Source organism: Rhizobium sp. R339 (assembly GCF_002211395.1).
Taxonomy (GTDB): Bacteria; Pseudomonadota; Alphaproteobacteria; order Rhizobiales; family Rhizobiaceae; genus Rhizobium.
On sequence record NZ_LOKV01000009.1, the window covers coordinates 52,946 to 71,946 of the forward strand.

Sequence of the window (19,001 nt, forward strand, 5' to 3'; positions counted from 1 at the left end):
ACCGAGACTGCCCGCCATGGAAAGCGACGAGCGACTGGCCGCAACCTGTGGCGCCGCCACGATCGGGTTTGCTGAAGCCGACAAAGACGACCAGCTGCTCCGCGTCAACGACACCCTCTGCCGGATGTTGGAACGCTCCCGCGAGGAGCCGCTCAATATGACCTTTTTCGAGTATACGCAATAAGAGCACCGGCAGGAGGATGGCGCACTATATAGCCGCGAAATCGATAACTACGGGCGCGACGGACACGGATTCGAACCCCGCGGACGGCGCGGCTGCAGATTTCCAGCGAAGCCCTAACGTCGCTGGGACGCTTCGGGGAACCGAGCGAGATCGCGAACGTGGTTGTCTCTCTCGCAAGTCCCGCCGCGAGCGTCGTGACGGGCGCGATCCTCACCGCCGACGCCGGAGCAATCGCCTGACGTGGTGGCTGTCGAAGCAGCCCGCGATGCGGCTGACTCAGCGTCGTGGCTGCTCTTCTCCTTGCCGATTGTATCGAAGACTTCCTCCGGCTTGCCGCTTGTTCTCCACTCATTGGCACGTCCCCCGGGAACCGACGATGGTTCCGGCGAACGAGTGAATGACGAGCCAGGAACGAATTTAGGTGCGCCGCTGTCTGATTCTGAGAGAGCTTTCCACGTAACGTCGGACTTCCGTCAATAGTCCCCGACAGCGTAGTCCCCTGCAATATGCGGTATATCGGTGTCCCTGTGAGCCTTCTGAGTTCCGCATTCAGGTGAGATGATGGACGCTACATCCCCATGCCAGTAGCTGAGGGACAGCACTATTGCCTTGAACATATCGGAACAGGCGGCTCGGGGTATCTGATCGGGCTCGCTGCCGCCACAGGCAAAGAGCGCGCACTGGCAAATGCGCAGCCACCTGCCTTCGGACCCATTTATCGAAGGCTGCACAATTTATGTGCAAATGCATTTGGCGGCGATTTCGAAAGCAAATGGCAATTACCATCTTATGTAAAATCAACAGGTTACGACCTGGCACACCGCTTGCTTCGAGATTTGCGAGTTGGTGGCTAGGGTTCCGGCGCTCTCTTTGGGGGCGTGCTGGTCCGAGAGCCACCACCGGCTGGGAGAGAAATCCCACCGGATGCACGGCGGGATAAAAGCCCGGGAGACCTCGTAAGCCAAGGGATTGGCGGCGCGACGGTCTTTGCCGATCCCTTTTTGAAAAAGCAAAAGGGGAATTTCTATGCAGACTTTTTCGAAGATTCTTTCCGTAGCGGCCCTTTCGGTATCGTTGGCTTTCGGGTTCGGCTCTGCCGCCGGGGCGGCGCCGAAAACCAGCTTCAAGGTCGCCTGGTCGATCTATGTCGGGTGGATGCCCTGGGGCTATGCGAGCGACCACGGCATCGTCAAGAAGTGGGCCGATAAATACGGCATCAACATCGAAGTCACCCAGTTCAACGACTACGTCGAGTCGATGAACCAGTATACGGCGGGCGCCTTCGATGCCGTGACGCTCACCAATATGGACGGTCTCTCGATCCCGGCCGCCGGCGGGGTCGACACGACGGCCGTCATCGTCGGCGATTTTTCGAACGGCAACGACGCCGTGATCCTGAAGGACAAGCCGAGCCTTGGCGACATCAAGGGTCAGAACGTCAATCTCGTCGAGTTTTCCGTCTCGCACTATCTGCTTGCCCGTGCGCTTGAAAGCATCAAGCTCAGCGAGCGCGACGTGAAGGTGGTCAATACATCAGATGCCGACATGGTCGCCGCCTACAAGACGCCTGATGTCAGCGCCGTCGTCACCTGGAATCCACTCGTCTCCACCATTCTGGAGGATCCTAGCGCCAAGAAAGTTTTCGACAGCTCGCAGGTCCCGGGCGAGATCATCGACCTAATGGTCGCCAATACCGACGTACTGAAGGACAATCCGAATTTCGGCAAGGCGCTTGCCGGCATCTGGTACGAGACGGCAGCGCTGCTGCGGGCCGATACCGCCGAGGGCAAAGCCGCCCGCGAAGCCATGGGCGCAGCATCCGGCACTGATCTCGCCGGCTTCGAGGCGCAGCTCGCCGCGACCAAGCTCTTCGACAAACCGGCCGACGCCGTTGCCTTCACCGCCTCGCCCAGCCTGCCGAAGACCATGGATCTCGTCCGCGGCTTCCTCTTCGAGAAGGGCCTGCTCGGCAATGGCGCGCCATCTGCCGACGTGATCGGTATCGAAATGCCTGACGGCAAGGTGCTGGGCGATGCCGCCAATGTGAAGCTCCGCTTCACCGAGACCTACATGAAGGCAGCGGCCGACGCCTCGCTCTGATCACAACAGGGGCGCGGTTCGCCCGCGCCTCCTCCCCTTTCCAAGCGGAGCATTTCCCATGCGTTGGATCAACACGAGGCCGAGCCGGGGCGCGCAGCTTGCCTTGACGCTGCTGCCCTTCGTGCTGCTCGCCCTTGCCTATGCCTTCGGCTCGGCAGCGCGACTGGCGGAAAACGCCAATGATAAGCTTCTGCCGAGCCTGGCGGGCTTCGCCGATGCGATCAACCGTCTTGCTTTCGTTGCCGACCAGCGCACGGGTGAATATCTGCTCTGGTCGGATACCGGAGCAAGCCTGATCCGGCTGCTCTCCGGCCTCGGCATCTCGACGGCGATCGCGCTTCTCATCGGCATGCTAATCGGCATGTTGCCTTATCTCCGGGCGCTGCTCGCCCCTTTCATCGCCGTTATCTCCATGGTGCCGCCGCTCGCGCTTTTGCCGATCCTCTTCATTGTGATGGGGCTCGGCGAAACCTCAAAGATCGCCCTCATCGTTATCGGCGTTGCGCCGACGATGATCCGGGACCTGGCATTGAAGGCGCTGGAGCTGCCCCGCGAACAGATCGTCAAGGCTGAAACGCTCGGCGGCTCCTCCTGGCAGATCGGCCTGCGTGTCGTGCTGCCGCAGATCCTGCCGCGGCTGATCACATGCCTCCGGCTGCAGCTCGGCCCCGCCTGGCTGTTCCTGATCGCCGCCGAAGCGATCTCGTCCGATTCCGGCCTCGGCTACCGTATCTTCCTCGTTCGCCGCTATCTTTCGATGGATATCATCTTTCCCTATGTCATCTGGATCACGTTGCTTGCCGTGGTCATGAACGCCCTGCTCGACCGCTTGCGGATCGCCGTCTTCCCCTGGTCGGAGCTGGAGAAGCAGGCATGAGCGAACTGAAGATCGAACGGGTCTGGAAGGAATATGGCGACCAGATCGTATTGGAAGACGTGTCGCTCACCGTCGCTTCGCGCGCATTCGTCGCCCTAGTCGGCCCCTCCGGCTGTGGCAAGACGACGTTTCTGCGCATGCTGCTCGGCCAGGAGCAGCCGACGAAGGGCAAGATCCTGCTCGACGGCGAACCTCTGCCGCCGGAGCCGGGGCCGGATCGCGGTGTCGTCTTCCAGCGCTACTCCGTCTTCCCGCATCTGACCGTGCTCGGCAATGTGCTGCTCGGCAGGGAATTTACCGCCGCGCGCTACAGGGCCAGGCTCTTCGGCGCGGCGCGCCGCAACGCGCTCGAGGAAGCGCGCCGGCTGATCGCCGAGGTGGGCCTTGCCGGATCCGAAGGCAAATATCCGGCGCAGCTTTCGGGCGGCATGCAGCAGCGCCTTGCGCTGGCCCAGGCGCTGATCATGAAACCGAAAGTGCTGCTGCTCGACGAACCCTTCGGCGCGCTCGATCCCGGTATCCGCGCCGAGATCCACACGCTGATGAAGCGGCTCTGGCACGAGACGCAGATGACCGTCGTCATGGTCACACATGACATGCGCGAAGCCTTCACGCTTGCCAGCCGCGTCGTGGCTTTCGAACGCCGCCGCAACCGGCCGGAGGAACGGGAACGCTACGGCGCCACCATCACCAAGGATATTTCCATCTGGCCGCCGCGCCTTGCCGGCCAGCCCTCGATCTTCAGCCCCGACCGGGACGGCCCGGTCGCTTCCCTGGGGCACAGCCGGGACGACCTGGCACCGTCAGGAGAGATGCAATGATGCATGTGGGACGCTCACCCGAAGAAATCGCCGCCAACCGGGCGCGCTATGAGGAGCATCAGAAGAAGGGGCTGGAATTCGCCCCCAAGGCGCTGCCCGGCCCAAGCCCCTTGCCGGCGCCGGCGATCGACGCCGGCGCCATCATCCACCAGGAAACCGTCCCCGGTGGCTGGTACTGGTCGACGAAAGTCTCGCGCGGCGAAGCGATCCGCATCGATCAGGCGGAGGGCAATTCCACCGTGGCGCTCGTCGCCTGGAGCGCCGCTGATACCAGCGAACGGATCAATCTGGTCGATACCGCCAAGGTCCAGTGGACGACAGCGCTCGGCAGGGGCCGCGTGATCTTCTCCGACATGGGCCGCGTCATGTTCTCGATGATTGAGGACAGTTCCGGCGCTCATGACTGTCTGATGGGCGGCTCGACCGCTGCCTCGAACGCGGCGAAATATCCGGGCGAAAAGACGCGCAATACCCGCGACAACCTGATCCTCGTCGCCGGCAAGCTCGGTCTTACCCGTCGCGATATTCCCGGCATCCTCAATCTCTTCGCGCCCGTGCACCTTGCCGAGGCCGGCGGCTTCGGCTGGCAGGCCAAGCGTTCCAACAGCGGCGATTATGTCGAACTGCGTGCCGAGATGGACATGCTGGTCGGCTTTTCCAATTGCCCGCATCCCCTCGATCCGGATCCGAACTACCAGCCGAAACCTGTTGTCATCACGCGCTACAACGCTGCAGTCCCGGCTGCGGACGATCTTTGCCGCACGGCAACCGCCGAAGCGGTGCGCGGTTTCGAAAACAACGCCTTGATGCAGGCCTGAGGAGAAGACGATGTCCGATTTCATCCAGACCTCCCCTGCCCGCGCCGTGGAAAATGCCGCGCAGGATCACTTCATCGCAGCCGAAGCGCCGTGGTCCGGCATCGTGCGCAAGGGCCAGATCATCCGTATCGAGGATAGCTACGGCCAACAGGCGATCGACACGCTTTTCTATCGCGCCGATGATTTCTCCGAGCGCTATTCCAACCAGGACACGATGCGCATGCAGGGCGCCGCCTATGTCGGCATCGGCACGAAGATCATGTCGAGCGAAGGCAATGTCATGCTGACCATGACGGCCGACAGCTGCGGCCGCCACGATACCTCGGCCGGCGCCTGCTCCTGCGAGAGCAATACGGTGCGCTTCGGCCACGGCACGAAATACCTGCATGCCTGCCGCGACAACTTCCTGCTCGAAGTTTCGAAACACGGCATGGGTAAGCGCGATATCGTGCCGAACATCAACTTCTTCATGAACGTGCCGATCCAGCCGACCGGCGAGATGACGATCGTCGACGGTATTTCCGCGCCCGGCGACTATGTCGAACTCGTCGCCGAGATGGATGTGCTCTGCGTCATCTCCAATTGCCCGCAGGTCAACAACCCGTGCAACGGCTTCGATCCGACACCGATCCGGGTGCTGATCTGGGATGGCGAGGCCTGATCATGTTCAAGAAAATCCTGATCGCGAACCGCGGCGAAATCGCCGTGCGGGTCATCAAGACGCTGCAGCGCATGGGCATTGCCTCGGTCGCCGTCTATTCCGATGCCGACCGTTTCGCCAAAGCGGTGATGATGGCCGACGAAGCCGTCCGTCTCGGCCCGCCGCCGGCCGGCGAAAGTTACCTGAATGTCGATGCCGTCATCGCCGCGTGCAGGTCGACGGGAGCGGAAGCCGTCCATCCCGGCTATGGTTTTCTCTCCGAAAATATCGGTTTTGCCGAGCTGCTTGCCGCCGAAGGCATCGCCTTCATCGGCCCTCGGCCGGAGCATCTATCGGCCTTCGGCTTGAAACATACGGCCCGCGAACTCGCCAAGGCGAGCGGCGTACCGCTTCTGCCCGGTACGGGCCTGTTGTCGAGCGCCGAGGAAGCGCTTTCCGCAGCGGAAGCGATCGGCTACCCGGTGATGCTGAAAAGTACGGCCGGCGGCGGCGGCATCGGCATGCAGCTCTGCGCCGATCCGGAAAGCCTGAAGGCTTCGTTCGAGAGCGTGCAGCGCACGGCGCGCGCAAGCTTCGGCGACGCACGCGTCTACATAGAACGCTTCGTGGCGGAGGCCCGGCATGTCGAGGTGCAGATCTTCGGCGACGGCAGAGGCAACGTCATCGCGCTCGGCGAGCGGGACTGCTCGCTGCAGCGGCGAAACCAGAAAGTGGTCGAGGAGACCCCTGCCCCCGGTCTTTCAGCTGCAACCCGTGGCCGCCTGCACAAGGCAGCCGTCGATCTCGGCGCTTCGGTTTCCTATGAATCGGCAGGCACGATCGAATTCATCTACGATCCGCTGCGCGAGGAATTCTATTTCCTTGAGGTCAACACGCGTCTTCAGGTCGAGCATCCCGTCACGGAAGCCGTGTTCGGCATCGACCTCGTCGAGTGGATGATCCGCCAGGCCGCGGGCGAAGACGTGCTCTCCGGCGCCAAAACACTAGGGCCGAAAGGTGCAGCGATCGAAGTGCGCGTCTATGCCGAGATGCCGCATGCCGACTTCCGCCCGAGCGCTGGGCTGCTGACGGAGGTCGTCTTTCCCCAGGACGCGCGCATCGACGGCTGGATCGAAACCGGCACGGAGGTGACGCCCTTCTACGACCCGATGCTTGCCAAGGTGATCGTCTCCGCCGAAGACCGCCCGACGGCGATCGAAAAGCTGAAGAAGGCTCTTGCGGAAACATCGATATCCGGCATCGAGACCAATCTCGATTATCTCAGCGCCATTGCCGGCTCCGAACTCCTCGCCGGCGGCAAGGTGGCGACGACGGCGCTGCGCGATTTTTCCTTCGTGCCTGACGTCATCGAGGTGATCGCGCCCGGCGCCCAATCAAGCATTCAGGAACTGCCGGGCCGGCTTGGCCTCTGGCATGTCGGCGTGCCGCCGAGCGGCCCTATGGACGAGCGCTCCTTCCGCCACGCCAACCGCCTCGTCGGCAATGGCGACACGGTTGCAGCACTGGAACTGACGGTGTCCGGCCCGGTGCTGAAGTTCCACACCGATACGGTGGTCGCGCTTGCCGGCGCCAGAATGGCGATGAGCGTCGACGGCGAGACAATGCCGCATGACGTGGCCGTGATGATCCGCGCCGGTCAGATCCTCTCGATCGGCAGCATCGATGGACCGGGGCAGCGCGCATACCTCGCCGTCGCGGGCGGTTTCGCCGCCTCGATCGTCCTCGGCTCGCGCGCCACCTTCGGCCTCGGCCAGTTCGGCGGCAACGCCACCGGCACGCTGAAGACCGGCCACGTTCTGCATCTTGCCCGCAAGGCCGCGGCCGAGCCGCCGATGCCCGCGACGGAGCCCGCTGAACTGACGCGGGAATGGGATGTCGCCGTTGTCTACGGTCCGCATGGGTCGCCGGATTTCTTTCAGGACAGCGATATAGAAACGCTGTTTTCGACGAGCTACGAGGTGCATTTCAACAGCGCCCGCACGGGGGTGCGCCTCATCGGCCCCGCGCCGAATTGGGCGCGTAGCGACGGCGGCGAGGCTGGCCTTCATCCCTCCAACCTGCATGACAATGCCTACGCCATCGGCGCAATCGACTTCACGGGCGACATGCCGATCATCCTCGGGCCCGACGGGCCGAGCCTCGGCGGCTTCGTCTGCCCGGCGGTGATTGCCCGTGACGAGCAATGGAAGATGGGTCAGTTCAAGCCTGGCGACCGGATCCGCTTTCATCCCGCCGTGCGGCCAGAAGATCCGGTCGCCGGCCCAGTCGTGCATCGGGCAAGGGAGGAGGCGGGCTCGCCGATCATCGGCAAGCGCGACGACGGCCCGGTCTCCGTCGTCTATCGCCGCCAGGGCGACGACAATCTGCTCGTCGAATATGGACCGATGACGCTCGACATCGCTCTGCGGCTGAGGGTGCACCTGCTGATGCAAGCCGTATCGCAGGCACGGCTGCCCGGGATCATCGATCTCACGCCCGGCATCCGCTCGCTGCAGATCCACTATGACGGCACGACACTGACCCGCAAGCGCCTGCTCGGCCTCCTGGCAGAGATCGAGGCGGGCCTGCCGGCCGCGCAAGACGTCAAGGTACCGAGCCGCATCGTCCATCTGCCGCTTTCCTGGAATGACGCGGATGCCGAGCTCGCCATGCGCAAATATCAGGAACTCGTGCGGCCAAACGCGCCCTGGTGCCCTGATAACATCGAGTTCATCCGCCGCATCAACGGTCTGCCGGATGAACAGGCGGTGCGCGATATCGTCTTCGACGCCAGCTATCTCGTGCTTGGGCTCGGCGATGTCTATCTCGGCGCACCGGTCGCGACACCGGTCGATCCGCGCCATCGGCTGGTGACGACAAAATACAATCCGGCCCGTACCTGGACGCCGGAAAATGCCGTCGGCATCGGCGGGGCCTACATGTGCATCTACGGCATGGAAGGCCCTGGCGGTTATCAGCTTTTCGGGCGTACCATCCAGGTCTGGAATACATGGAGGCAGACGCCGGTGTTTGCCAAGGACAAGCCGTGGCTGCTCGACTTCTTCGATCAGGTCCGCTTCTTCCCCGTCAGCCACGAAGAGCTGACCGAAGCCCGCGCCGCCTTTCCGCGCGGAGGATATCCGGTCAGGATAGATGAAAGCGAGTTCTCCTATGGCGCCTATGAGACCGGGCTTGCCCGCGAGGCCGCCGCCATAGGCGCCTTTAAAGCGAGGCAGCAGGCTGCATTCGAAACGGAGCGGCAACGCTGGAAGGAACTCGGCCTCGACAGCTTCACCGTCGATGAGAGCACCGGCGCCAGCCTTACCGGCGAGATACCGCAGGGTTGCTTCGGTGTCGAAAGCGCCGTGCCGGGCAACGTCTGGAAGATCCTCGTCGAAGAAGGGCAGCCGGTGGCCGCCGGCGACACATTGGCCATCATCGAATCCATGAAGATGGAAATCAACGTCACCGCACATGCCGGCGGCCGCGTCCGCGATCTGCGCGCCGGCCCCGGTCGCAATGTCAAAGCCGGCGATGTGCTGGTCATTCTGGAGGAAATCTAATGCTCCCCACCATTCTTGATCTTGCCTCGCTGCGGTCCGCCTATGTGGCGGGCCTGTCCCCGCTCGAGCTGGTGGAAGAGGTCATCGCAAGATGCAGTGCGTCCGACGATCCGGCCATCTTCATCACGATGACGCCCGAGGAAGAATTACGCGCCGCCGCCCGAGAGCTGGTGGCCCGCGCGCCCGAACCGAACAGCCTGCCGCTCTGGGGCATTCCCTTCGCCGTCAAGGACAATATCGATGTCGCCGGCCTGCCGACGACGGCTGCCTGCCCAGCCTTCGCCTATCACCCGCAGGCGGATGCGACAACGGTTGCACGGTTGCGGGCAGCCGGCGCCCTCGTGATCGGCAAGACCAATCTCGACCAGTTCGCAACGGGGCTGAACGGCACGCGCTCGCCGCACGGCGCGCCGCGTTCGGTTTTCGATCGCAACTATGTCTCCGGCGGCTCCAGCTCTGGTTCGGCCGTCGCCGTGGCGGCCGGTCTGGCAAGCTTCTCGCTCGGAACCGACACGGCCGGTTCCGGCCGCGTGCCGGCCGCTTTCAACAACCTCGTCGGCATCAAGCCGACGCCGGGGCTGGTGCCCAATGTCGGCGTGGTGCCGGCCTGCCGCAGCGTCGATGTCGTCACCGTCTTCGCCGCGACGGTCGGCGACGGCATCGCCATCCGCGGGATCATGGAAGGCTATGACGCCCGGGATCCGTTTTCACGGCAAGCCACACGGGCGAGCCTGCCGTCGACGCGCCCGCGCATCGGTGTCCTCGATGGTGCTGAACGGGAATTTTACGGCAACAGGCAGGTGGAGGCGCTCTATGACGCGGCAATCGAAAGGGCGCGGTCGCTGGGTGCGGTGATCGTGTCCTTCGACTACGCGCCTTTCCGGCAGGCGGCCGAGCTGCTCTACAATGGCCCCTGGGTCGCCGAGCGGCTGGCGGCGGTCAAGGAATTCCTGGCAACGAATGACGGCGACTTCGACCCGACGGTGCGAGTAATCATCGAAGGGGCAAAGGCCTACGATGCCGTCGACGCCTTTGAGGGCCGCTACAGGCTGGAAGCATTGCGGCAGAAAACAAGGGCCGAATGGGAGAAGGTGGATTTCCTGATGCTGCCGACATCCCCCACCACCTACAGCGTCGAAGAAATGCAGGCGGACCCGATCGTCAAGAACAGCCATTTCGGCCGCTATACCAATTTTGCGAACTTGCTCGATTGCGCGGCGATCGCCATTCCCGCCGGCTTTGACGCAGACCGTCATCTGCCTGCAGGCGTGATGCTGGTGGGACCCGCCTTCACCGATGATGCGCTGGCGCCCTTTGCCGACGCCCTGCACCGCACGGCGGAAGCGGGAATGGGTAGGGACCGCAACATCGCGCTGCCAGAGGAAAGCCGCGTTTCACCGCCGGCCGACGACTTCGTCCCGATCGTCGTCGTCGGTGCCCATCTGACTGACATGCCGCTGAACCACGAACTGACGCGAACGGGCGGATACAGGTTGAGAACGGGACGAACGGATGGCAGCTACCGCCTCTTTGCCCTCCCCGGCACGATCCCGCCCAAGCCCGGGCTGGTGCGCGATCCGGCCTTTGCCGGCGATGGCGTGGAGATCGAGATCTGGGCGCTGCCACCGGCCGCATTCGCCCGTTTTGTCCAGAACATTCCAGCGCCGCTCGGCGTCGGCAAGATCACGCTCGACGACGCGAGTTGCATCACGGGATTCCTGTGCGAGGCGCATGCGGTCACGGGCGGCCGGGAGATCACCGAATTCGGCGGCTGGCGCAACTATGTTCGCTCAATCAGTCCGGTGGCGTGAAGGGGGAGAGGATGCGAGGATTTCTATCGAAGGCAGCACAGCTTCTTCTGAGGGGTCTCATTGCCAGGACCTGCGCGATCTCGGCGAACAAGCCTCAAAAAGGCATCGGTCCGGCCGCAAATTGATGCTTTTCGCGCGCAATAATTTTCCCTACTCACTGCTTGAAAGCAACGAGAGGTGCGGCGATGGCGATGCCATTCTACTGGAACGAACTCAATACCGGCGATTTCGCCGGCCTTTCGCCCGACACGACCATTGCCATCCTTCCGATCGCCTCTACGGAACAGCACGGTCCGCACCTGCCGATCGCGACCGATGTTGCAATTGCCAACGGCATGCTGGCTGAGCTTCGAAAGCAGAAGCCCGCCGATCTCGATTTCCTTGTTCTGCCGACGCAGGAGATCGGAAAGGCGAATGAACACGTTTATGGGCCGGGAACGCTGTCGCTCAGCGCAGAACTCTTGATTCCGGTCTGGACGGCGATTGGCGCCAAGGTGGCCGAAGCCGGCATCCGCAAGCTGGTGATCGTCAATTCTCATGGCGGCAACGTCGATATCATGAGCATCGTCGCGCGCGAACTGCGCGTGCGTCACCAGATGGCCGTCGTCTCCACGCAATGGGGCCGCTTTGGACACCCGGAGGGGATGATCGGCGAACAAGAGCTGAAATACGGCATCCACGGCGGCGAGGTGGAAACTTCGCTCATGCTCCATTTCCGGCCGGACCTGGTGCGGATGGACAGGGCGGAGAACTTCACCTCGAAGGCGGAGTGGATGCGCGGGCAATCGAAATACATCCAGCCGCTGCCGCCGCATTCGCTCGCCTGGATCGCCCACGACCTCAATCCCAACGGCGTCGTCGGCGACGCGTCGCTCGGCACCGCCGAGAAGGGCGAAGCGATCTGCCGCCACCAGGTCAAAGGGTTCATCGAACTGCTCCATGACCTGAAGCGCTACCCGCTTTCCAATCTCTATTCGAGATAGGTCTGCGCCGCGGCACCGCTCACATCGCTGCGGGTTTTTCCGCCGCGATGTGGCCTTTGGCCTGCAATTCCTCCACCAGACCGGCCAGTTCAGCCAGGAGATATTCGACGAAGAGACTGGTCGCGGAATCGAGCGGCGCGCGGGCGCGGGCAAAAAGCTTCATCGGCTGGTGGCGGGCATGCGGCTCCGCGATTGGCCGGAAGACCAGCTCGCCCTGGCGGCATTCGGTGATGACGTCGAGCGGATTGAGGATCGTCAGCCCCGCTCCCGACTTGACCAGCTTCTTCAGCATCTCCGAGGCATTGGTTTCGAGCACCGGCTCGACATGCACGTCGAGGCGCGCGAGCGCCAGATTGATCACATCGCGCAGGCTGGTGCCTTGCTGCGCCAGCACCAGGCGCTCCTGGACGATATCCGCCAGGTTGATCGGGCCGGACCCGATCAGGTGGTGACCGGGGGGCAAAACCACACCGATCGGAATGTCGAAATTGCCAAGCGTCCGGATGCCGGGCGTTGCCGGAATATTGAAGCCAAGGCCGATATCCACCTCGCCTGAGATCACCGGGTTGAAGGTCATCGTACCGGCGTCGTTGCGCAACTGCATGAAGACACGCGGATGCTCCGACTGGAACCGGGCAATGATGTCGGGCAGCGGACCTGCCGCCAGGCCAACCGTGGTGACGATGCGGACCTTGCCGGCCTGCTGCATCTTCAGGCTGCGGATGCGCCCCTCCAGCCGCTCGTAATTCTTCAGCACCTCGCGAATATGTTCGATGCAAAGTTCGCCGGCGGCCGTCAGCCGCAGACCGCGCGGCAGGCGCTCGAAGAGCGGCGCGCCCATCTCCTCCTCCAGCGCAAGAATTTGCCGGTTGATCGCCGACGACGCCACGTTCAGCCGCGCCGCCGCCTTGCGGATCGAGCCGGTGCGGGCGATCTCATTGATGTAGATAAGCTTTCTGGAATGCAGCATCGCAACCTCGTTGCATAAAAATAAAGCAGACGCACAAATTAGGCACAGGCTTTCGCTGAGATGCCGAAAAGGCATCATTGCGCACGAAATTTGATGCTTTTCAAAGAGCAACGCAACCGCTCCTATGAGGAAAATGGAACGTCGCGATGGGCGTTCCGCGCTCAGAAGGGGAACGCAGATCATGGCCGATGCACTGAAGAACTGGGGCCTTTCCGCACTTGCCGGTCTTGGCGGCGCGCTTGCCGCCATGGCCTCCGCCCATGCGGCCGACAAGGTGAGTTACGGCACGAACTGGCTAGCCCAGGCCGAACACGGTGGGTTTTACCAGGCGGTCGCCGATGGCACCTATGCCAAACACGGCCTCGACGTGACCATCGTGCAGGGCGGCCCGAACGCGGCAAACAGCGCGCTTTTGATCTCCGGCAAGATCGACTTCTACATGGGCGGCCCGCAGGGCGAAATCTCGGCCGTCGAACAGGGCATTCCGCTCGTCGATGTCGCGGCGATCTTCCAGAAGGATCCGCAGGTGCTGATCGCCCACCCGGACGCCGGCATCGAGAAATTCGAAGACCTCGCGAAGCTGAAGACGCTGTTTCTCGGCAAGGACGGCTACCTCACCTATTTCGAATGGATGAAGGCGAATTTCAAAGGCTTCAAGGACGAGCAATACAAGCCCTACAATTTCAGCCCGGCTCCGTTCCTCGCGGACAAGGAGTCCGCGCAGCAAGGCTACCTCACCTCGGAGCCCTATGAGATTGAGAAGCAGGCCGGCTTCGAACCTAAGGTCTTCCTGCTCGCCGACAACGGCTACTCTCCCTATTCGACGATGATCACCACGACGCAAACGATGATCGACAGTAAGCCGGATGTGGTTCAGCGCTTCGTCGATGCCTCCATCGAGGGCTGGTACAACTATCTCTACGGCGACAACCGCAAGGCGAACGAACTGATCAAGAAGGATAATCCTGAAATGACGGATGGTCAGATCGCCTATTCGATCGCCAAGATGAAGGAATACGGCATCATCGAGTCCGGCGACAGCCTGGACAAGGGCATCGGCTGCATCACCGATGCCCATTACAAGGCGTTCTTCGAAGAGATGGTCGCGATCAAGGTCTTCAAGCCGGAGACGGATTACACCAAGGCGTTTACGACGAAATTCGTCTGCAAGAGCACCGGCATTGCGATGAAGAAGTAGGCTGGCCGCACCCCCCAATGATCCGCCGCGGGTCGCGGCGGATTGCAACTTCCCGCATGAACGAGACAGGCAATGCCGTTAGCAGAAGCCCAGGCCGTATTCCCGCAAGAGACGCGCAAGCGGCCACTGGTCGTCATGCGCTCGGTTTCGAAGGTCTTTTCCAGCGGAACCGTCGCACTTTCGGACATGTCACTCACCGTCGAAAGCGGCGAATTCGTCAGCCTCCTCGGCCCTTCCGGCTGCGGCAAGTCGACGGCGCTGCGCATCATCGCCGGCCTCGGCGACGCGACATCGGGGGCGATCGACTGGCCGAGTTCGCGCATCAATTCGAAAGGCCTGCCGGAGGGCGATATCGGCTTCGTCTTCCAGGAGCCAACGCTGATGCCCTGGAAGAACGTATTCGACAATGTCCACCTGCCGCTGAGGCTGAGGCGTGTTTCGAAAGCGGCAGCCTCCAAGCGGATCATGGATGTACTGACCACGGTCGGTCTGCAGGATTTCGCCAAGGCCTATCCGCGCGAACTTTCCGGCGGCATGAGGATGCGGGTCTCGATCGCCCGCGCGCTGGTGACGAAACCGAAACTTCTGCTGATGGACGAGCCCTTCGCCGCACTCGACGAAATCACCCGTCAGAAGCTCAACGACGACGTGCTGCGGCTCTGGAAGACGACCGGCATCACCGTCATCTTCGTCACCCATTCCGTCTTCGAGTCGGCCTATCTCTCGAACCGCATCGTCGTGATGAAGGCAAGGCCCGGCCGGGTGCACGCAGACGTCCCGCTAACGACCAGCCTGGAGCGCGATGCCTATTACCGCAGTTCCGAAGAATACAGGAAGGCCTGCGAGACGGTCTCCCATTCGCTCATCGGCGCAATCAATTCGGCTGGAGATCATTGATGAGCGACGAGACCGGCGCATCGCCCCATCCGGATGCCGCGAGCGCCAGGCGCCGCGATCTCGCCTTGCGGATCGCCGTTCCATTGCTCGTCATCGCTCTCCTCCTTCTGATCTGGTACGCCTATGTGAAACTGTCAGACGTGCCGCCTTATATCCTGCCGGGGCCAGCGGCTGTCGCGAACGCCTTCGTGACCGACTGGGCCACGCTTGCGCCCGCCTTCTGGGTCACCACCAAAATCACCTTCCTGTCGCTGATGCTGGCACTTGTCGGCGGCGTCGGCTTTGCGATCTTCCTCGTGCAATCGCGCTGGATCGAACTCGCCTTCTATCCGCTCGCGGTCATTCTGCAGGTGACGCCGATCGTCGCGATCTCGCCGCTGATCCTGATCTATGCGCCCTCGACGCAGGTGGCGCTTTTGATCTGCGCCTTCCTCGTCGCCTTCTTTCCGATCCTGTCGAACATGGTCCAGGGGCTGAAAAGCGTCGACCACAATCTCATCAATCTCTTCGAACTCTACGGCGCCTCCCGCTGGCAGACACTGCTCTATCTCAAGCTGCCCGCCGCCCAGCCCTATTTCATGACAGGCCTTAGGATCGGCGGCGGCCTGGCGCTGATTGCCGCCGTCGTCGCGGAATTTGCGGCAGGATCGGCGGGTGCGGGTTCCGGGCTCGCCTTCCGGCTTCTCGAAGCTCAGTACCGGCTCAACATCCCCCGCCTCTTCGCCGCGCTGCTGATGCTTTCGCTTCTCGGCGTCGCGATCTTTGCCCTCACCTCGTTCATTTCCTGGCTTGCCCTGCACCGCTGGCACGAGAGCAGCCTGAAACGGGAAAACTGATGACCTATCCCTTCATCTCTCCGCCCAATGCCGGCCGCTTCGCACTGTGCAACGCGACGCTTCCCGCCGCCGCCACCGTCGGATTTGACGCGCCTGCCGTCGAAGGTCTGATCAAGGCCGATATCGTCATCACCAATGGCGTCATCTCCGCACTGCTGCCGGCGGGCGAAACGCCGGCGGAATTCGCGAGATCCGACCTGAAGGAGGGCATGGTCTGGCCGTGTTTCGCCGACATGCACACGCACCTCGACAAGGGGCATATCTGGCCGCGCAACGCCAATGCGGACGGCACTTTCATGGGCGCGCTGGAGGCCGTGCGCACGGACCGCGAAGCGAACTGGTCAGCGGCGGATGTCTGGAAACGCATGGAATTTTCGCTGCGCTCGGCCTATGCGCACGGCACCAGCCTGATCCGCACGCATCTCGACTCGCTGGCGCCGCAGCACCGCATTTCCTTCGAGGTTTTTGCCGAGATGCGCGAGGCATGGAAGGACCGGATCGCGCTGCAGGCTGTAGCGCTCTTCCCGATGGAAAATATGGCGGATGCGGCCTTTTTCGCCGACCTGGTTGCTGTCGTACGCGAAAAAGGCGGACTGATCGGCGGCGTCAGCCGGATGACCGCCGATCTCGACAGCCAGCTCGACGTGCTTTTCAGAACTGCCGCCGACAACGGCCTCGATGTCGACCTCCACGTCGACGAGACCGACGATCCCGCTGCCGAGACCTTGAAGGCGATTGCCGAGGCCGTGCTGCGCAACCGGTTCGAAGGCCAGTTAACGGCCGGCCATTGCTGCTCGCTCGCCCGCCAGGACGAGGAGGCCGCAAAGCGCACGGTCGAGCTCGTTGCAAAGGCCGGCATTTCCATCGTCTCGCTGCCGATGTGCAACATGTATCTGCAGGACCGCTACCCCGGCCGGACACCGCGCTGGCGCGGCATTACTCTCTTCAAGGAACTGGCCGCGGCCGGTGTGGCAACGGCGGTCGCCTCCGACAATACCCGCGACCCCTTCTACGCCTACGGCGATCTGGACCCGGTGGAGGTATTCCGCGAGGCGGTGCGCATCCTGCATCTCGATCACCCATTGGATACGGCCGCGCGCATCGTCACCACTTCGCCCGCCGATATTCTCGGCCGCGCCGATATGGGCCGCATCGCCGTCGGAGCCCCGGCCGATCTCGTGCTCTTCAGCGCCAGGCGCTGGAGCGAATTTCTTTCCCGTCCGCAGTCAGACCGCGTCGTCCTTCGCCGCGGCAAGGTGATCGACCGCAGCCTGCCGGACTATCGTGAACTCGACAGCGTCGTTGGAGCCTGACATGCCGGATTATCAGACGATCAAGAAGGAACTCGAAGGCATCGCCGTCGAGGACAATCCGGCGCTGGTGCGCCAGAAGAGCCGTGACTTCTACTGGTATTCGCCGATCCTGAAGGCGCAGCTCGACAATGTGACGGCCGACCTCGTGGTTACCCCGAAGACCGAGGAAGAGGTCATCCGCACGCTGAAAGTGGCTTTCGCCCATGGCGTGCCGGTAACGCCGCGCGGCGCCGGCACCGGCAATTACGGCCAGGCCATGCCGCTTTCCGGCGGCATCGTCCTGAACCTTGCCGGCATGGACAAGGTCAAGGAAATCCATCCCGGCCGGGTGATCTGCGAACCTGGCATCGTGATTGCCCAGCTTGACAGGCAGACCAAGGCCCATTCCGGCCAGGAGCTGCGCTTCCATCCGTCGACGGCGCAGACGGCGACCGTCGGCGGTTTCATCGCCGGCGGCTCCGGTGGGGTCGGCTCGATCACCTGGGGCGGCCTGCGCGATCTCGGCAATATTCTGCGCCTGCGCGTCGTCACCATGGAAGCCGAACCGCGCGTGCTCGACCTCACCGGCTGGGACCTGCAGAAGGTCAGCCATGCCTATGGCACCAACGGCATCATCACCGAGATCGAAATGCCGCTGGCGCCAGCCTATGACTGGGTCGACGTGCTCGTCGGTTACGACGACTTCATGGCCGCCGTACGCTTCTCGGATGCGCTCGCCAAATGCAACGGCATCCTCGTCAAGGAGATCGCGCCGATCGCCGCACCCATACCGCATGATTATTTCACCCGCCACAAACCCTATATTCGCAAGGGCCAGTCGGTGGTGGTGCTGATGATCGCGCCGCATTCAATGGACGCGTTCCTGGCCTTCGCCGCCGCGCACAAGGGCGAGGTCATCTTCCAATCCGATACGGTCGAAACCATGAAGGGCATTCCGCATGCCTATGAGCTTGCCTGGAACCACACGACGCTGCGCGCCCTGAAGGTCGATCCCAACTTCACCTATCTGCAGGTTCAGTATCCGGGGCCGGATCACGTGGCCAAGGTCGCCAAGATGGTCGAGATCTTCGGGGACGAAGTGCCGGGCCATCTCGAATTCATCAGGTTCGACGGGCAGATCCAGTGCTCCGGCCTGCCGTTGGTGCGCTATACCTCGGAGGAACGCCTCGAGGAGATCATCAGGATCCATCAGGATCACGGCTGCCCGATCTTCAATCCGCACCGATACACGCTCGAGGAAGGCGGCATGAAACGCACCGACAAGGTGCAACTCGCCTTCAAGCACGAGACCGACCCGAGGGGGCTCCTCAATCCCGGCAAGATGATCGCCTGGGAGAACCCCGATTTCGATTTCGATGCCGGCAAGAACTATCTCTTCCCAGGGCTTGCGAGCGTCATGGGGGCCTCATGAGAGTTCTCGTCCTTCACTCGCATCCGGTCGAGGAAAGCTACGGTAAGGCGCTTTACAAACAGACGCTGGAAAGCCTTCGCAAAGCCGGTCACGAGGTGGATGCCTGCGATCTCTATGCCGAGAAATTCGATCCCGTGCTGTCACGCAACGACCGGCTCGCCTATCACGACTACCCCGGCAATACCGCACTGGTGAAGCCCTATGTCGATCGGCTGAAACAGGCCGAAGGACTGGTGCTGGTGACGCCTGTCTGGAATTTCGGTTTCCCGGCAATCCTCAAGGGCTATTTCGATCGTGTCTGGCTCCCGGGCGTCTCTTTCGAACTCGTCGACGGCAAGGTGGAATCGCGGTTGCGCCATATCACCAAGCTCGCCGCCGTGCTGACCTACGGCGCAACCCCATTCCGCGCCTTCGTGGCCGGCAACCCGCCGAAGAGGATCGTCAAGCGCGTGCTGAGGGCGCAGATCAATCCGCTTCGGCCGGTCACCTTCCTTGCTCATTACGACATGAACAATTGCACGCCTGAAACACGGGCGCGGTTTCTGGAAAAGGTGCAGATGGCGATGGAACGGTTCTGAC

17 protein-coding genes and 1 riboswitch are annotated in these 19,001 nt (G+C 62.6%); of the genes, 16 read left to right on the forward strand and 1 reads right to left on the reverse strand.

Translation table 11 applies throughout. The annotated features are described in order from the left end of the window. The first annotated feature begins 16 nt into the window (after positions 1-16). From ATY76_RS12605 to ATY76_RS12650, 10 genes are all read left to right on the forward strand, one after another. Positions 17-184 carry a hypothetical protein gene (locus tag ATY76_RS12605; protein ID WP_245309819.1) on the forward strand — a complete coding sequence of 56 codons (168 nt, stop codon included), beginning with the start codon at positions 17-19 and terminating at the stop codon, positions 182-184. 149 nt (positions 185-333) lie between these two features. Next, positions 334-423 carry a hypothetical protein gene (locus tag ATY76_RS34150; protein WP_245309837.1) on the forward strand — a complete coding sequence of 30 codons (90 nt, stop codon included), beginning with the start codon at positions 334-336 and terminating at the stop codon, positions 421-423. Positions 424-1,023: 600 nt separating this feature from the next. Further along, positions 1,024-1,137, forward strand: a riboswitch (guanidine-I (ykkC/yxkD leader). Between the two features lie 73 nt (positions 1,138-1,210). Then, on the forward strand, positions 1,211-2,284 hold the full coding sequence (locus ATY76_RS12615; protein WP_088675095.1) for a putative urea ABC transporter substrate-binding protein: 1,074 nt from the start codon (positions 1,211-1,213) through the stop codon (positions 2,282-2,284). A gap of 58 nt (positions 2,285-2,342) precedes the next feature. Next, positions 2,343-3,161 (forward strand): ABC transporter permease subunit, encoded by an 819-nt coding sequence (locus ATY76_RS12620; protein WP_038691029.1) that lies wholly within the window; start codon positions 2,343-2,345, stop codon positions 3,159-3,161. After that, positions 3,158-3,982 (forward strand): ABC transporter ATP-binding protein, encoded by an 825-nt coding sequence (locus tag ATY76_RS12625; protein WP_088675096.1) that lies wholly within the window; start codon positions 3,158-3,160, stop codon positions 3,980-3,982. The genes ATY76_RS12620 and ATY76_RS12625 overlap by 4 nt, the downstream gene beginning before the upstream one ends. Beyond that, a complete protein-coding gene (locus tag ATY76_RS12630) occupies positions 3,979-4,800 on the forward strand; it encodes an urea amidolyase associated protein UAAP1 (protein WP_088675097.1) in 822 nt (273 codons plus the stop codon). Before ATY76_RS12625 ends, ATY76_RS12630 begins: the two co-directional genes overlap by 4 nt. Positions 4,801-4,810: 10 nt before the next feature. Then, positions 4,811-5,461, forward strand: a complete 651-nt coding sequence (locus ATY76_RS12635; protein ID WP_038691053.1) for an urea amidolyase associated protein UAAP2 — start codon at positions 4,811-4,813, stop codon at positions 5,459-5,461. Positions 5,462-5,463: 2 nt separating this feature from the next. Further along, the gene (gene uca, locus ATY76_RS12640) at positions 5,464-9,003 is read left to right on the forward strand and encodes an urea carboxylase (protein WP_088675098.1); all 3,540 of its coding nucleotides are present in this window, start codon (positions 5,464-5,466) and stop codon (positions 9,001-9,003) included. Next, positions 9,003-10,814, forward strand: a complete 1,812-nt coding sequence (gene atzF / locus ATY76_RS12645) for an allophanate hydrolase (protein WP_088675099.1) — start codon at positions 9,003-9,005, stop codon at positions 10,812-10,814. Before uca ends, atzF begins: the two co-directional genes overlap by 1 nt. 185 nt (positions 10,815-10,999) lie before the next feature. Beyond that, positions 11,000-11,797 (forward strand): creatininase family protein, encoded by a 798-nt coding sequence (locus ATY76_RS12650; RefSeq protein WP_088675100.1) that lies wholly within the window; start codon positions 11,000-11,002, stop codon positions 11,795-11,797. Between the two features lie 19 nt (positions 11,798-11,816). Here ATY76_RS12650 and ATY76_RS12655 read toward each other — a convergent pair whose 3' ends face one another. Continuing rightward, positions 11,817-12,767, reverse strand: a complete 951-nt coding sequence (locus ATY76_RS12655) for a LysR family transcriptional regulator (protein ID WP_088675101.1) — start codon at positions 12,765-12,767, stop codon at positions 11,817-11,819. Between the two features lie 247 nt (positions 12,768-13,014). On the opposite strand from ATY76_RS12655, the gene ATY76_RS12660 reads away from it, so the two are divergent. The 6 genes from ATY76_RS12660 (at position 13,015) to ATY76_RS12685 (ending at position 19,000) form a co-directional block, all read left to right on the forward strand. After that, a complete protein-coding gene (locus ATY76_RS12660; RefSeq protein ID WP_245309846.1) occupies positions 13,015-13,965 on the forward strand; it encodes an ABC transporter substrate-binding protein in 951 nt (316 codons plus the stop codon). Positions 13,966-14,037: 72 nt separating this feature from the next. Next, positions 14,038-14,862, forward strand: coding sequence for an ABC transporter ATP-binding protein (locus ATY76_RS12665; RefSeq protein WP_088675103.1), 825 nt, complete (start codon positions 14,038-14,040; stop codon positions 14,860-14,862). Beyond that, positions 14,862-15,698, forward strand: coding sequence for an ABC transporter permease (locus ATY76_RS12670; protein ID WP_086156363.1), 837 nt, complete (start codon positions 14,862-14,864; stop codon positions 15,696-15,698). Before ATY76_RS12665 ends, ATY76_RS12670 begins: the two co-directional genes overlap by 1 nt. After that, positions 15,698-17,011 (forward strand): cytosine deaminase, encoded by a 1,314-nt coding sequence (locus tag ATY76_RS12675; RefSeq protein ID WP_088675104.1) that lies wholly within the window; start codon positions 15,698-15,700, stop codon positions 17,009-17,011. Before ATY76_RS12670 ends, ATY76_RS12675 begins: the two co-directional genes overlap by 1 nt. Position 17,012: 1 nt before the next feature. Next, positions 17,013-18,422, forward strand: coding sequence for an FAD-binding oxidoreductase (locus tag ATY76_RS12680; protein ID WP_088675105.1), 1,410 nt, complete (start codon positions 17,013-17,015; stop codon positions 18,420-18,422). Continuing rightward, a complete protein-coding gene (locus tag ATY76_RS12685; protein WP_088675106.1) occupies positions 18,419-19,000 on the forward strand; it encodes an NAD(P)H-dependent oxidoreductase in 582 nt (193 codons plus the stop codon). The genes ATY76_RS12680 and ATY76_RS12685 overlap by 4 nt, the downstream gene beginning before the upstream one ends. The last annotated feature ends 1 nt before the right edge of the window (position 19,001 follow it).

What these genes read in the sequence shown, in the direction of transcription:
- ATY76_RS12675 (WP_088675104.1), top strand. Translation starts at nt 15,698, where the DNA reads ATGACCTATCCCTTCATCTCTCCGCCCAATGCCGGCCGCTTCGCACTG.
- ATY76_RS12620 (WP_038691029.1), top strand. Translation starts at nt 2,343, where the DNA reads ATGCGTTGGATCAACACGAGGCCGAGCCGGGGCGCGCAGCTTGCCTTG.
- ATY76_RS12650 (WP_088675100.1), top strand. Translation starts at nt 11,000, where the DNA reads ATGGCGATGCCATTCTACTGGAACGAACTCAATACCGGCGATTTCGCC.
- ATY76_RS12670 (WP_086156363.1), top strand. Translation starts at nt 14,862, where the DNA reads ATGAGCGACGAGACCGGCGCATCGCCCCATCCGGATGCCGCGAGCGCC.
- ATY76_RS12660 (WP_245309846.1), top strand. Translation starts at nt 13,015, where the DNA reads ATGGCCTCCGCCCATGCGGCCGACAAGGTGAGTTACGGCACGAACTGG.
- ATY76_RS12635 (WP_038691053.1), top strand. Translation starts at nt 4,811, where the DNA reads ATGTCCGATTTCATCCAGACCTCCCCTGCCCGCGCCGTGGAAAATGCC.
- uca (WP_088675098.1), top strand. Translation starts at nt 5,464, where the DNA reads ATGTTCAAGAAAATCCTGATCGCGAACCGCGGCGAAATCGCCGTGCGG.
- atzF (WP_088675099.1), top strand. Translation starts at nt 9,003, where the DNA reads ATGCTCCCCACCATTCTTGATCTTGCCTCGCTGCGGTCCGCCTATGTG.
- ATY76_RS12655 (WP_088675101.1), bottom strand. Translation starts at nt 12,767, where the DNA reads ATGCTGCATTCCAGAAAGCTTATCTACATCAATGAGATCGCCCGCACC.
- ATY76_RS12615 (WP_088675095.1), top strand. Translation starts at nt 1,211, where the DNA reads ATGCAGACTTTTTCGAAGATTCTTTCCGTAGCGGCCCTTTCGGTATCG.
- ATY76_RS12685 (WP_088675106.1), top strand. Translation starts at nt 18,419, where the DNA reads ATGAGAGTTCTCGTCCTTCACTCGCATCCGGTCGAGGAAAGCTACGGT.
- ATY76_RS12630 (WP_088675097.1), top strand. Translation starts at nt 3,979, where the DNA reads ATGATGCATGTGGGACGCTCACCCGAAGAAATCGCCGCCAACCGGGCG.
- ATY76_RS12625 (WP_088675096.1), top strand. Translation starts at nt 3,158, where the DNA reads ATGAGCGAACTGAAGATCGAACGGGTCTGGAAGGAATATGGCGACCAG.
- ATY76_RS12605 (WP_245309819.1), top strand. Translation starts at nt 17, where the DNA reads ATGGAAAGCGACGAGCGACTGGCCGCAACCTGTGGCGCCGCCACGATC.
- ATY76_RS12680 (WP_088675105.1), top strand. Translation starts at nt 17,013, where the DNA reads ATGCCGGATTATCAGACGATCAAGAAGGAACTCGAAGGCATCGCCGTC.
- ATY76_RS12665 (WP_088675103.1), top strand. Translation starts at nt 14,038, where the DNA reads ATGCCGTTAGCAGAAGCCCAGGCCGTATTCCCGCAAGAGACGCGCAAG.